This window comes from Paenibacillus sp. S28 (genome assembly GCF_016624415.1).
GTDB lineage: Bacteria > Bacillota > Bacilli > Paenibacillales > Paenibacillaceae > Paenibacillus_AQ > Paenibacillus_AQ favisporus.
Genome location: NZ_JACVTM010000004.1, coordinates 322,217 through 336,180 on the forward strand (window position 1 = coordinate 322,217; position 13,964 = coordinate 336,180).

A 13,964-nucleotide genomic window follows, 5' to 3' on the forward strand; every position below is an offset into this window, starting at 1 on the left:
AGATATAGGAGTTCCAATATAAGACGGCTTCTGTTACAGGAAGCCGTCTTTTTTGTTGCTGACGCCTCTTACTTTCCAGCCTCTTTTTTCAGGCGCTCCAAGATTGCAATAGCGGGATGCGGCTGTTTCCGTTACTATGAAAATGGACGACTTCAAGTGAAGCGAGGCTCAGGAGAATTTGGTTAAGAAAATCATCATATTCATTACATATTTAGCCCTCATGCTGGGGGCAAGATGGTTCTGGTGGGATATGTTTGGTACGGATGAGCAGCCCAAGGTTGTGCAGGGCACTCTTGATCTGCGCGGGCATCCTATGGAAGACAGGCATTCCCTCCTGTTGGACGGGGATTGGGAGTTTTATCCGGATCAGTTGATCTCGGACAGCCGCCAGGCAGACGAAGCTGATCAGGATAGGCGTATGATCCATGTTCCCGGAGATTGGAGCCCGGCTTGGCAGGACAAAGGCAGTTCGTCGTTCGGGTACGGGACCTACAGGCTCCGGATTCTTGTCGATGAGCAGCCGGACGAGCGTTATAAGTTATGGATTAAAGAAATTAAAGCTTCATCCGTTGTGATCGTCAACGGGAACATCGTCGGCGAGGCCGGCAAACCAGCGGCGAGTGCTAAAGAGTATATTCCGGTCATCCAGTCTTTCTCCAAGAACGCTGCTCCGAACGAGCAGAACGTGATTGATATTTTCGTACAATCGGCGAATTATCATGATCCCACGAGCGGGGGCATCATCGAGTCCATGCGGTTCGGGACGCAGGCGGCGATTGATTTTGAGTGGTGGTATTCGATTGTATTTCAGGTGGTCGTGTTTACGATCCTGCTTCTTCATGCCCTGTACGCCGGTATTATGTTCTTGATCAACCCGCGGGAGAAGCTGCTGCTTGCTTTTGTGTTCCTGCTCGTTTTCGCGGGATTGACGGTAGTCTCGGATCACGAGTATGTGCTGATGAGCTGGTTCCCCCTGAATTACACCTGGATGCTGAAAATTCGGATTTTGTCGTATTTGGGCGTTCCGTTCTGTATGCTGCTGATGGGCAGGGGTTTTACCGGGCAAGTCCGGCGCGGGCCAGTATTCCTTACGTATTTGGTCGCCTCTGCGCTGTACTGGATCTTTATACTTGCAGCCCCCGCCAATCTGGTTCATATCACAAGGACCCATCATGTCTTCGGTTGGTTTTACCTGATTCCGAGCATCTGGTTCTTTGGGCTCATCGGCAAGATGGTGTATCAAAAGCGGAAGGATGCCTTTATCATTCTGCTGGCGGCAACAAGCGTCATCTCCAATATCGTATGGGGATTTGTCAATTTCGACTGGAATTTCACCCCGATTTATTATCCGGTCGATATCGTGGCTGGGGTTGTCGGCTTCTCGGTGTACTGGTTTAAGCGATATTTCCGGAATGCGGCGGAAAATGCCAGGCTGAACGCCGAGCTTCGCCGGGCGGACGAACGGAAGGATCAATTTTTGGCGAACACTTCCCATGAGCTGCGGACACCTCTGCACGGAATCATCAACATTGCGCAATCGGTCCTTTCACGCGAGGGACGCTCCATGTCGGAAGCAAGCCAGCAAAATATGGAGCTGCTCGTCACCATCAGCCGCCGGATGTCACAGCTGCTGAATGACCTCCTTGACGCTGTTATGCTGAAGGATCAGCGGATTGTGCTCCGACGGGAAGCCCTGCAGGTTGAATCGGTCGTGTCCGGCGTGGTCAGCATGCTGGCTCATATGACGGAAGGGAAACCCGTTCAAGTGATCCTGTCGATACCGGACAAGCTTCCTCCGGTTGATGCGGATGAACAAAGGCTGACCCAAATTGTGTTCAACCTGCTGCACAACGCAATCAAATTTACCGATGAAGGCGTCATCGAAATTTCGGCCGAAGCCAAGGAAGAGGCGGTTGTCATTCATGTGGCCGATTCGGGCCGAGGGCTGGAACAGAGCGCATTGGAACGGATTTTTCTTCCCTATGAGCAGGCTGAGGATGAAGACGATCATGGGGGGATCGGGCTTGGCCTCAGCATCTGCAAGCAGCTGGTCGAGCTGCACGGGGGGAGATTGACCGCCGAATCGGCCCCTGGACAAGGAGCGGTATTCAGCTTCACGCTTCCTAAGGCTGAGAGTGGGCTGCAGGCGGATCTAGAGAATGAGAATTCCGCAGGAGGCCTTACCGAGCCGGAGCTGGATCTGGAGGATGCCCCATCGAATCCCCTGAACATCACAGAAGCGGCAGTCTCCATGGAGACGGTTTATACTGGCCATGCCGGTGGATCGCTGGACGAATCGATATCCGCTGGAATCAAAATTTTAGTCGTCGAGGACGATCCGGTAAACCTGAGGGTGCTCGCAGGCATTTTTGCGGAGGAGCCGTATGAGATTCAAACCGCTTTATCGGCGAAGGAAGCGCTGCAGCAGCTCTCGTCCTCGACATGGGACCTGCTCATTTCGGATGTCATGATGCCTCATACGTCGGGTTATGAGCTGACGCGAATCGTCCGCGAACGGTACAACAGCTTCGAGCTGCCGATTCTGCTGCTGACCGCAAGAAGCCGGCCGGAGGATATTTATGCCGGATTTATGGCCGGCGCCAACGATTATGTGGCGAAACCGGTGGATGCGCTTGAGCTGAAATACCGGGTACGTTCCTTGGCGACGCTTAAAAAATCGGCAAAAGAGCGCCTCCGGCTTGAAGCGGCATATCTGCAGGCGCAGATTCAGCCTCATTTTCTGTTTAATACGATCAATTCGATTATGGCTTTAAGCGATATCGACCTGGATCAAATGCGGGTGCTGGCGGATGCCTTTACTTCCTATCTGCGGATCAGCATCGATTTTATTAACTCGGAGGAAGCGGTGCCGCTCTCCCATGAACTCGAGCTTGTCCGGGCATATTTATACATCGAGAAGGCGCGTTTCGGGCCGCGGCTGGCGGTCATTTGGGATATCGATCCGCAATTATCGCTGTTTATACCGCCGCTCACGGTGCAGCCGCTGGTCGAGAATGCAGTTAAGCATGGGCTGCTGAGCCGGATTCAAGGCGGAACCGTGCAGATTATCATCCGCCGGGAAGAGGATGGCACGCGATTTGAAGTCAGGGATAACGGAAAGGGCATGACTTCAGAGGAAGTACAGAATCTGCTTCAACCGCATTCCACGAGCGAACCGTCATCCGGTGGCATTGGACTGAAGAATACGAACCGGAGGCTTCTGCAGCGGTACGGCCGAGGACTTCAGATCGAGAGCCAGTTGGGGCAGGGGACGGTGATGTCCTTCGTGATTCCGAGCCAGGCTCCAGGGACCAGCGGGAATTCGAGCCCCCTCAAAGCATAGAATAAAGCACAAAGCAGCCTGTTCAGCAGGCTGCTTTGTGCTTTTGTTCATCGTATTCAGCGTTTCATTCCCTGGCTTATTTGGTTTGGCTTGCCAACAAGTTTTGTTCCAGGGGTACCAGGATCGTTCCGGAACCCGCAGCCTTCAGGCTCAAGCACTGTGCGATTCGTTTCAGCGTGACAGCCAATCTCGCGGGTTGAACGGGCTTCAATAAATAATCGAGGGCATTCACCTGAAATGCGTGAACTGCAAACTGTTGGAAGGCAGTCACAAAAACGATGTGCATTTGCGGATGAATCGCGAGCAGCTGCTCAGCCAGTTCCATGCCGGACATCTCCGGCAATTCGATATCCAAAAAGGCCACATCGGGTACCTCGATCCGGCATGCCGCCAGCGCATCGTGCGGATTCATATAGGATCCGCTCACATTACACGGAACATGAACAGCGGTCTGTGTCTGAAGCAGTTTTTCCATTTTTAATAATGCCAGATGCTCATCATCGACGATAATTACCTTCAAGCGGCTTTCTCTCCCCTAACAGACCCGTGTTTTCTCGGATGCGGTATACTTATGTATTCTGAAACTATTCTAACACTCCATGTTTACCCGGTTGCTCATACGTTTCTTCTTGTACGACCGAACACGTATGCCAATCATCCATGGCCATGTACCCGCGGCGGACCAGCGCAAAAATCGTATTTGTCGTACAGCACCATTCGACATCAGGCAGCCTTGTTGAGCCACTTCTTGCCTTTGGCAGTACGCCCTCATATGTCCAAAAGCCTCCGTCATTCCAACGAACGAGCTTACCTCCATGCTTCCAGGCTTGTTTTAATGCTTCTTGCTGTATTTTCGATAACATTCCTTCACCACCAAGCAAATCCATGAATTGATAACAATACTTATGCCTCCGTTTAAAGCGATACCTCCATTAGACCACACGGCTCTGAATACGTTCTGAATAATCTCCAAGCAACAGGATAGAGCATAACTTGACGTTTCCAGGGACAATCTAAGCAGAAAAGGTTGTACTTTCCTAAGAAAGGAGCAATCCTGCGATGGCTGAAGAACAGCAGGAACGTCCATCAGGGAAAACGATCGCGGCCATTGGCTCGGTTCCCTTTATCATGACGTTTGGCAATTCCATGCTGATTCCAATCCTGCCCCAAATGGAGTCCAAGCTGCATATTTCATCGTTTCAAACGAGCCTGACCATCACCGTGTTCTCTTTGGTAGCTGCTTTTTTTATACCGATTCTGGGGTATTTATCCGATCGCTATTCCCGAAAAGTCGTCATTGTACCAGCGCTGATTCTGTACGGCATCGGCGGGCTGCTGGCCGGATTTGCGGCAGCTCTGTTTCCCAAGCCGTTCCTCTGGATTATGGTGGGCCGGACGCTTCAAGGCATAGGTGCGGCGGGGACTGCCCCGATTGCCATGGCGCTCACGGGTGATTTGTTCAAGGGATCCCAGGAGAGCAAAGTGCTCGGCCTGGTCGAGGCATCCAACGGTTTCGGCAAGGTCATTTCGCCGATTCTGGGATCGCTGGTGGCACTGATCGTATGGTACAGCGTGTTTTTCACCTTCCCGGCGGTCGTGATTATTTCGATCACGCTCACATGGCTCCTGATCAAAGAGAAGAAGAAAGAGAAAGAGCCGATGCCGTTCAAGAAATACATTCACGGCCTTGGCAGTGTGTTCAAGCATGAGGGCCGATGGCTGATCCCCGCATACTTGGCCGGCGCGACCTGTTTGTTTGCGCTGTTCGGGATCCTTTTCTACCTGTCCGACATGCTGGAAAAGGAACACAACATCATGGGGGCAGGCAAAGGGCTGGTGCTGGCCATTCCTCTGCTTGTCATGTGCACGACATCCTATGTGACGGGCAGCCAAATCGGGGAAAACAAAAAGCTGATGAAACGGCTCATCGTGATCGGATTTACCCTGATGACGATTGCTTACGTCCTGCTGGCGTTTATCGGGCACTTGACCCTGTTTATCTCGGTGCTGGCCGTCAGCAGTTTAGGAACGGGACTGATCCTGCCGTGTATCAACAGCTTCATCACGAGAGCGGTCGGCAAGGAAAGACGGGGGTTTGTGACTTCGCTGTACGGGTCGGTACGGTTCTTCGGGGTGGCCGTCGGTCCGCCGCTGTTCGGGTGGATGATGGGATGGTCGCGGCCGGGCATGTTTCTGTCCATTGCCGGACTGACGTTTGTGATCGGGCTTCTTGCCCTTTTCCTGATCCGGGTCGATTCCGGGGAAGGCAAGCCGTCCGGAGGCAAACGCGCCAAAGCTTACCGCAACAAGCCGGCGGGCCTCATTCGGCCGTTCGGCGGACGCCAAAAAGCCGGATCTTGATCCGGCTTTTTTATTGAGTGGATCCTGTGGTCTCGGTAGAAGGCAGGAGCAAGCTGCTATTTTTTGCTGCGCCAGGCGAACCCGGCCGTCCATCTCCGCTGCGGCTTACGGCCGAGGATGTAGTTGATGACCCGTGTGGAGATCATTTGGCATCCGATGGCAAAAAGGATGATTCTCCAGTTGACGACATATGCCGCCAGAATAAAGATAACCCCGTTCATCCAGAAAAGGGATGTGCCGGGTTTTATTTTTTTATACTTATATATCACCAAAGCGGTATAGCCGATGCCTCCGTTGGATACCCGCTGCCTCATCAGCATAGCGACGCCTGTACCGAGAATAAGGGAGCCGATCAGGAGATCGAGCCACACATTCAGCAGCGGCGGCCCAACATATACCTCAAAAAAATTGACCGATACGGACGTGGCCGTGATCACGTAAATGGTGCCAATGGCACTGAATATGCCCAAATGATGGGCGGTAAAAATGAGAAAGGCGAAATTGGCAACCCAGAAGCCGAGGCTCATGGGCAGGCCGAACCCGTGGTTCAGCAGCACGGCAATACCGGCACCTCCCCCGGAAGGGATGCTGTGCGGGAATAAAAAAACCGCCATCGCAAAGCCTTGAAGCACCGCTCCCGCTGTAATGAGGGAGACTTTCCTGCCGAGGCGGCGGTAAAACAGGTGCCGGTGGTGCCGGTAACGGCCGGGAATTAACTGTATTTTCAACCCGATCATCCTTTGGAGAATAGTTTGGTGGTCATAAGCTGGTCAAGCCTTACTAAAATGTATGCTTGTCTGCGGACAAGGATGCCAATTCATGCCGGGCGGGCAAGGTATGCGGAACTGTGGTATGTTTACTTTTAAAAGAAAGGGGAGGAAGGCATGGAGCAGGAGAAACATCAGGGGTGGGAACTTGCCACGTTTGCGGGCGGGTGCTTCTGGTGCATGGTGCAGCCCTTTGACGAGCTGCCGGGGATCCATTCGATCGTGTCCGGTTATACCGGGGGCCATACGGAGCATCCGACTTATGAAGAAGTTGGGACGGAAACGACCGGGCACTACGAAGCGGTTCAGATCGCTTTTGACCCCATTGTGTTTCCGTATGAGCGTCTGCTGGACATCTATTGGCAGCTGATCGATCCGACTGATGCGGGCGGGCAGTTTATGGACCGGGGGAACTCTTACCGGACGGCCATTTTTGTACATAGCGGGGAGCAGCGGGCCAAAGCGGAGGCTTCCAAGCGGGAGCTTGCTGCAAGCGGGCGGTTTAAGGGGAACATCGTCACCGAAATTTTGCCCGCAGGGCCGTTCTATCTGGCTGAGGATGAGCACCAGGACTACTATAAAACGCACCGCTACGACTACAACCTCTACCATGAAGGGTCGGGGCGGGGAACGTTTGCCGAAAAGTATTGGCGCAGAAAGCAGGATGATGCCGAGCTGCGCAAAAGGCTGACCCGCCTTCAGTATGAGGTCACGCAGCACGGCGCGGATGAGCCGCCGTATGAGAATGCGTACTGGAATAACGAGCGCGAAGGGATCTACGTGGACGTCGTGAACGACGATCCGCTGTTCTGCTCGCGGGATCAGTTCGATGCGGGGACCGGCCTTCCGGCATTCAGCCGGCCGATCCACGAAGGCTTCCTCCGCCGAAAGGCCGACCTGCGCAGCGGCAAAGCGCGCACCGCTCTCTACGGCCGCTTGTCCGGTTCGTACCTGGGGCACCTGTTTCACGACGGCCCGCCGCCTGCCGGGCAGCATTACCAGGTCAACTCAGCGGCACTGCGCTTTGTGCCGCGGGAGGAGCTGGAGCGCGAGGGGTACGGGAAGTATACGGAGCTGTTTGAGGGAGTGTGAGGTGAGAGAGTAGGGGGAGCAACCTTAAGCCATCCTTTGGGGATGGCCTGGGATATAGTTCGTTAAAGTCCAAACTTCAAGGACGGCCTAAGGGCATGGTTCGTTAAAGTGTAAAGCCACCGGCTGGGTTAAGACGGTTGAAGTTCTGTGCGGAATCTTCTAAAAAAGGTTCGTATATCCTCAAAAAACAGATCCGGAACCTCCATGGCGGCGAAATGTCCGCCGTGTTCAAACTCGGTCCAATGGACGATGGGATGTTGGCGCTGCGCAAGAGAATATACCGGCAATGCCAAGTCGTAAGGCAGCACGGACACGCCCAATGGTACGGGACACCGAAGGGGCCCCTTCGATTTCGAACTTTCGTAATACAATCGGGCTGATGATCCGGCGGTTCCCGTAAGCCAATAGAGCATCACATTCGTTAGCAGCCGGTCGGCGTCCACCCTGCAGGCAGGATCGGTCCATTCGTAAAACTTCTCGGCGATCCATGCCAGCTGCCCGACCGGAGAGTCCGTGAGCGCATAGGACAAAGTTTGGGGCCTGGTGGATTGGAGCCTCGCATACCCTGCCGGAGCGGACCGGTAACGTTGTGCGCGTTCGAGCCTTTCACGGTCCTCTTTAGACAGTTCACTCGGATCGAAGTCCTCCGCTGGAACGGTATGCAAATAATTCACATGGACGCCGCACACATGCTCACTGTCATATTCGGCCAACAACCGGGAAATGCCTGCGCCCCAATCGCCGCCTTGGGTGCCATAACAGCCGTACCCGAGGCGACTCATCAGCTCCGCCCAAGCCCGGGCAACCCGGCGCATATTCCATCCCTTATCCAAGGTAGGGCCCGAGAACCCGAAGCCTGGGATCGAGGGAATGACCAGATGGAAAGCGTCAGCCGGATCACCACCGTGAGAACGCGGATCAGAGAGAGGCCCGATGAGATCGAGGAACTCGACGATCGAACCCGGCCAACCGTGAGTAAGGATCAGCGGCAGCGCATCTTTCTCTGGGGAACGGATATGCAGGAAATGAACGTTGGCCACGTCGATGGTTGCAGTAAACTGTGGCAGCCCGTTTAACCGCTTTTCGTGCTTGCGCCAATCGTATGAATTGAGCCAGTACTCCGCCAGTTCCTTGAGATAGCCGAGCGGCACGCCGTAATCCCAGCCGGCATCCGGCAGCTCATCAGGCCAACGGATACGGGCGAGACGGTCCTGCAGGTCGTCGAGTGCACTTTGCGCAATTTCGATGCGAAACGGCAGTATTGTGGTGCTGTCCATCCTATTCATAAAAATAAGCTCCTTCCCTTCATATAGTTGATAAATCAACGTTGCACGAGGAATATAGCATCTACATTGTTGATTTGTCAACAAAAATGAAGCGGGCTGGATCACAAAAATACTGGCACGGACATTCGTAATTTCGAAGTGGTTACCTCTAGTGCTCCCGCAAAAATTGCTGCATGATTGCAGCTATTTCCACTTCGTTCTCTCGCCGAAATCACAAAGGGGCAGCCCCTCACGGATGATTCCGTGAAAGACAGCCCCTCGTTTACCACTATCCACAACCTATGCGCAAATCACTTTCCCGCGCCCTGCCACTGCGCAATCACCGCGTTTACATCCGCGGTCAGCACAGCTTTGGCGTCATCCTTGACGTTGCCGCTCTGGCCCTTGTTGTCCAGATGCTTCAGGAAGTCCTGCAGGTGCTTCACGGCCTGGTCCGGCTTGCCGCCGTCCCATTGATGCTGCGCCTGCTTCAGCGCATTGGTCAGCTGCGGCACGAGCCCGCCGCCCAGGTCGCCGGCGGCGCTGTAGCGGTCGATCAGCTGCTGGATGGAGGCCGGGCCGGTCGTCACATGCAGCTGCAGCGTCGTCCGGGACGGCTCACCCGAGCCGCCGTACACGTCGACGGTGACCGTCTGGTCGCCCAGCTTGCCGGCCAGGGCCACGTCAACGCCAGCCTGCTGCGCATCGACCTTGTATTCCTTGCCGGCCAGCGTCAGCACGGCCGATCCGCCTGCGGCAAGGCCGCCGCCGGCCTGGAAGGACAGCACCGCGCTGTCGTCCAGCGTATCGCCGTCCTTCACGGCATTACCGTTCACCGTCAGGGCGAAGGCGGGCTCAATCTTGCTGTCCACCGTAACGCCTTTGGACACGTTGCCTGATTTGTCCACAGCCTTGAGCAGGATGCTGTAGTCCTTGCCGTCCTCGATGCCAGGGATGACGGCTTTTTGAATGCCGCGCTTCACTTCGAGAACGTCACCCACTTGCTGGCCGCCGCTCGTCACAGTGACCCGTACTTTGTCCGCGTCCAAATCGTACGGGCCGTCCCAGGTCAGGGTCAGCTGGCCGTCACCGCGGCTGACGAGCACGTTCTCCACGTCGCCCGGCGGCACGTGATCTTCCACCGGTTCCGTCGGCGGGTTCGGTTTCGTAAAGACGGACGGATCGCCAAAGGTGAATTTGTCGAGATTGTACAGATAGTCCGAGCCTTTAAAGAGCAGGAACACGATATGTTTACCGGTCACCGGTGTCGTCACATCGGTCGAGAACACTTTGAAGTTCTGCCAGCCGCCCGTTCCGGTGACCTTGTTGCTGGCGATGACCGGACCGTTCAGGCTGTCGATGCGCACCTCGACCGTGCCTCCGCTCGTATCGCTGGCCGCATTGACATGGAACTTTGTCGGGCTCGTGTCGCCAAAGTCAACGTAGTTGTACATGGCGTACCCGTTGTTCGGGCCGAAAATGCCGGCCAGATAGGTCTGGCCGCCGCCGCTTTCCGTGCCGAAACCGACGCCGTTCGTCCGGTTTTCAGCTTCCAGCTTGGCGTAAGCATCTCTCGCCGTGCCCTTCATCGTCGTAAAGGTGAACCAGTCCAGGTTGCATGGGAAGTCGCTGCCGTCTTTTCCGTGGAAAATGAGGTACACGTCATGCACGCCAACCGCGAGTTTATCATCAAGGTTCGCCATGATGTCCACCCATTTATCCCAGCCGCCGAGGGCCGGAATCTCCACTACGCCTGCGGTAGGGCCGTTCAGGGAATCCAGCTTCACCTCGATCGATCCGCCCTGATTGCCGCTGGCGACATGTGCCGTTATGCCGGCGGCGCCGGAGCCGAAGTCGATGCCATTATAAGAGGCATAGGCGTTGTTGTGGATCGCGTCGAGGAAACCGCCCTGCGCTTTGCTCAGGCCCTCGCTGCTGTCATAATTAACGCCCTTGAGCTTGGCATAAGCATCGGTGCGGGTCGGGTCGCCGGTGGTGAATTTAAACCAGTTCAGGTTGAACAGGTATTGGTCTTTCGTTTTGGTGAAAACGAGATAGACGTCATGCGTGCCGGTAATGGTAACCGGATTGCCCTGGTCATCCTTGAGCACGGTGACGGCATCGATGTAGTTGTTCCACCCGCCGGTACCTTCGACGTTCAGCGTTCCGACTTTTGGCCCGTCAAGCGAATCCAGGTGGACTTCGATGTTCCCGCCGCCGGTTCCGCTGGCCGCTCTCGCGATCAATCCTTTGGCGCCGGATGTGCCGAAGTTCACGTTTTTATAGGCCGCAAAGTCACCCGCCTCGATGCCGCCCAGCTGCAGCGTTCCTTCCAGCGCACCCTCCAGGATGAAGCCTTGACCGATGTTGTAACGCTCGGCTTCGAGTTTGCTGTACGGGTCCTTTTCCGGATAATGAATCTCGGCATCCTGAGGCTTCAGCGCATTCAGCGCTTCCACCGCTGCAGCGGACGACCAGGACTCGTAAGTGCCGGAGAGCAGCTGTCCCGCCCAGTTGCCATCGACGATATTGTCGGCGTTCCGGTGCGTCCAGGCGAGCTCGGCATTGAAGGAGACCCAGGCGTCAAACTGTGCGCCGAAGTCCTTGTATTTGCTTTCGGTCCGCTCGTCCAGCGCCTTCTGCAGGAAGGACAGGTTGCGGAGCAGGATCGTTTTGCCGCCCTTCAGGTCACCGTTCGGTCCTTCGAAGTTCAGCACGCCCCCGTTATCGACCAAATGGTCTTTGGTAAAAGCCGCCGCCTTGACCGCTTCGTCCAGATAGGAGGTGTCTCCGGTAATGCGATACAAGCCTACCGCCGCCCCGATGTATGTACCCTGGTTGTAGTGCGTCGCGTCCGGGATCGGCCCTTTTTCCTTTTCGATCCGGTCGAACACTTTGCCGTTGCCGTCGGTCAGCATCGTTTTGCCCCATTTGAAAATTTGCTTCGCGGCATCCAGATAATGCTGATCCTTGGTGACGTTGTACAGATAGACCGCCGCCTCGGCCGCCGGGAAGTTGATGCAGGCATTTTTGGTGTTATGCTCGCTGTTCAACCACCAGATGCCGCCGCCGGCAAAGTCTTCGTCCCACTGCGTATTGAATACCCAGTCAAAATGGTACTTTGCCGCGTCCAAATACTTCTGGTCACCGGTAATTTGGTACGCCCGCGCACTGCCCATCGCCCACCACATAATGTCGTCGTTGAAGGGGTTGTTCGTCCAGTTGCTGCCGTATTTGGCTACCGTGCCGGTATACACGTCGTCGATCTGCTTGCGCAGCTGCGCCTTCAGCTCGGGATCTGACGTATGGAGATACGAGTCCATCACCAATTCCCACAGCTCGGCTTCCACCCAGAACCCCTGGTGATCCTTGTGATCGGTGCTGCTCCAGAACATATTGGCCGCCGGATCCCAGAACTTGGCGTTAAACGCTTCGATGGCCGTGTCGCCGTCCTCGGCGCTGAACGCATAGGTTGTGCCCGGTCCCCAGACGGTGACGGAGCCGAGGGTGAGGGCGGCCGCCAGCGGCACGCTCAACAGCCGGTTCATGCGGCGATTGCTCTTAGTCATTAAAGTCTCCTCCTTTATGGTGGTTGTGGAACGCTGTAACGATGGATTATATGAACGGTCCCCGCCTGCATCCGGCGTCCGGATTAATAAAAGGCAGGAGTTTTGCAGGAATATACACGCCTGAAGTGCAGAGGGGACCGTTAATCCCGCGACTTGTTACTTGGCTTCCGAAATGACCTTGTTGATCTTATCCGCCATCGTGTTCAGCTCGCTGATCGGCGCTTTGCCCATCAGGACATTCTTCCAGGAAGCTTCGATGAACGGATTCGCTTTGCCTGCCCAGGACGAGAGGAAGCGGACCGGCTGCGTATCAGGCGATTTCAAAATGTGGTCGATGCCTTCGCCGACATCGGCATGGCCCGCCGTCTTCAGCGCTTCAAAGTAAGCGGAAGAGGATGCCTGGTACGCTGCAGGAGCGACCGGCGTTTGCGGAAGCACTTCTTCGTACATTTTGGAATCCAGGAATTTCAGCACTTTCCAGACGGCTTCCGGATTTTTGACCGTTGTCGGGCTGCACCAGCCCACCGCGTCGTAAATCTCGGATTGGGTGTTCACGACCGGCATCGGCACGAAGCCCCACTGCAGATCCTTCGGCGCCGTACGGATCAAATCGTCCGCAACCCACTGGCCTTGAAGCGTCATCGGCACCTTGCCCTGCTTAAAGGAGCTCATGACGTTGGTCAAATCAAAGGTCGGCGGATTCATGTAACCGTTTGCAATAGCGGTTTTGTATTTCTCCACGCCTTCCACGAACTTGTCGCTGATCTCCACTTTGGTCGGATTGAGGATGGAGTCGGCGAACGGAGCGGCGCCCGAGGAGACCGAATAGAGCGACAGATAGAACGGATCAAGCGGAGCGTAATAGCCGAACTGCTGCACACCGCCCTGCTTGCTGGACAGCTTCTCCATAGCTGTGAACAGATCGTTATAAGTCCAGCCGATTTTCGGCTCGGTCAGACCGGCGTCCTGGAACGCTTTTTTATTATAGAAAATGCCATACGTATTCAGCAGGCCGGGCAGACCGACGAGCTTGCCGTCATAATGCCAGCTGTCCACGACGCCTTTGTAGAAACCGTCCATGAATTCCTTGTCCTGCTCCGCCTGGGACGTCCAGTCGTACAGCAGTCCCTTGGATGCGTTGTCCAGCAGCATATCGTTGCCTGTCATAAAAATGTCCGGAGCCTTCTTGGCGGTCAGCATCCCGTTGACCTTGACGCCGTAATTGTCGAGTGGGGTAGGGATGAGTTTCACCGTAATGTCGGGGTTTTCCTGCTCAAACTGCTTCATGGCCGCCATAATTTTATCGTTCATTTCTTTCGATTCCCAGGTGATCATCGTTACTTCGACCTTCTTGCCGGACGATTCCGAACCGGACGTACCACCCGAATCGGACGTGCCCGCCGAACCGGCGGAATCGGATGACCCGCCACCGCCGCACGCGGCGAGCAGGCTGGAGAACAGGAGTAACGTGAGCATGCCGCTAAACCACTTTTTTGCACCCTTTGTCATAGAAAGACCTCCCTGATATCTCATTTCGAATACATTTAACACCTGTACCTGATATATC

8 protein-coding genes are annotated in these 13,964 nt (G+C 55.2%); 3 read left to right on the top strand and 5 right to left on the bottom strand.

Translation table 11 applies throughout. The features are described from left to right. Window positions 1–178: 178 nt before the first annotated feature. Window positions 179–3,343, top strand: coding sequence for a hybrid sensor histidine kinase/response regulator (locus tag IAE55_RS12910; protein WP_234489506.1), 3,165 nt, complete (start codon window positions 179–181; stop codon window positions 3,341–3,343). Between the two features lie 76 nt (window positions 3,344–3,419). On the opposite strand, the gene IAE55_RS12915 is transcribed toward IAE55_RS12910, so the two are convergent. Continuing rightward, complete coding sequence (locus IAE55_RS12915) at window positions 3,420–3,863, bottom strand: LytR/AlgR family response regulator transcription factor (RefSeq protein WP_200632708.1); 444 nt, start codon at window positions 3,861–3,863, stop codon at window positions 3,420–3,422. A gap of 539 nt (window positions 3,864–4,402) precedes the next feature. On the opposite strand from IAE55_RS12915, the gene IAE55_RS12920 reads away from it, so the two are divergent. Then, window positions 4,403–5,704, top strand: a complete 1,302-nt coding sequence (locus IAE55_RS12920) for an MFS transporter (RefSeq protein ID WP_145164203.1) — start codon at window positions 4,403–4,405, stop codon at window positions 5,702–5,704. Window positions 5,705–5,760: 56 nt separating this feature from the next. Here the strand turns inward: IAE55_RS12920 and IAE55_RS12925 are convergent, their stop codons facing one another. Then, on the bottom strand, window positions 5,761–6,432 hold the full coding sequence (locus IAE55_RS12925; RefSeq protein ID WP_234489507.1) for a YitT family protein: 672 nt from the start codon (window positions 6,430–6,432) through the stop codon (window positions 5,761–5,763). Window positions 6,433–6,588: 156 nt separating this feature from the next. Here IAE55_RS12925 and msrA point away from each other — a divergent pair, with 156 nt between their 5' ends. After that, a complete protein-coding gene (gene msrA, locus IAE55_RS12930) occupies window positions 6,589–7,563 on the top strand; it encodes a peptide-methionine (S)-S-oxide reductase MsrA (RefSeq protein WP_200632710.1) in 975 nt (324 codons plus the stop codon). Window positions 7,564–7,691: 128 nt separating this feature from the next. Here the strand turns inward: msrA and IAE55_RS12935 are convergent, their stop codons facing one another. The 3 genes from IAE55_RS12935 to IAE55_RS12945 form a co-directional block, all read right to left on the bottom strand. Continuing rightward, the gene (locus tag IAE55_RS12935; RefSeq protein WP_200632711.1) at window positions 7,692–8,849 is read right to left on the bottom strand and encodes an epoxide hydrolase family protein; all 1,158 of its coding nucleotides are present in this window, start codon (window positions 8,847–8,849) and stop codon (window positions 7,692–7,694) included. Between the two features lie 290 nt (window positions 8,850–9,139). Beyond that, on the bottom strand, window positions 9,140–12,397 hold the full coding sequence (locus IAE55_RS12940) for a carbohydrate-binding protein (protein ID WP_200632712.1): 3,258 nt from the start codon (window positions 12,395–12,397) through the stop codon (window positions 9,140–9,142). Between the two features lie 156 nt (window positions 12,398–12,553). Further along, window positions 12,554–13,906: an ABC transporter substrate-binding protein gene (locus tag IAE55_RS12945; RefSeq protein WP_145164195.1), complete on the bottom strand. Its 1,353-nt coding sequence runs from the start codon at window positions 13,904–13,906 to the stop codon at window positions 12,554–12,556. Window positions 13,907–13,964: the final 58 nt, after the last annotated feature.

Excerpts from the sequence above, each read along its gene's own strand:
- IAE55_RS12940 (WP_200632712.1), bottom strand. The coding sequence starts at position 12,397 with ATGACTAAGAGCAATCGCCGCATGAACCGGCTGTTGAGCGTGCCGCTG.
- IAE55_RS12920 (WP_145164203.1), top strand. The coding sequence starts at position 4,403 with ATGGCTGAAGAACAGCAGGAACGTCCATCAGGGAAAACGATCGCGGCC.
- IAE55_RS12935 (WP_200632711.1), bottom strand. The coding sequence starts at position 8,849 with ATGAATAGGATGGACAGCACCACAATACTGCCGTTTCGCATCGAAATT.
- IAE55_RS12945 (WP_145164195.1), bottom strand. The coding sequence starts at position 13,906 with ATGACAAAGGGTGCAAAAAAGTGGTTTAGCGGCATGCTCACGTTACTC.
- msrA (WP_200632710.1), top strand. The coding sequence starts at position 6,589 with ATGGAGCAGGAGAAACATCAGGGGTGGGAACTTGCCACGTTTGCGGGC.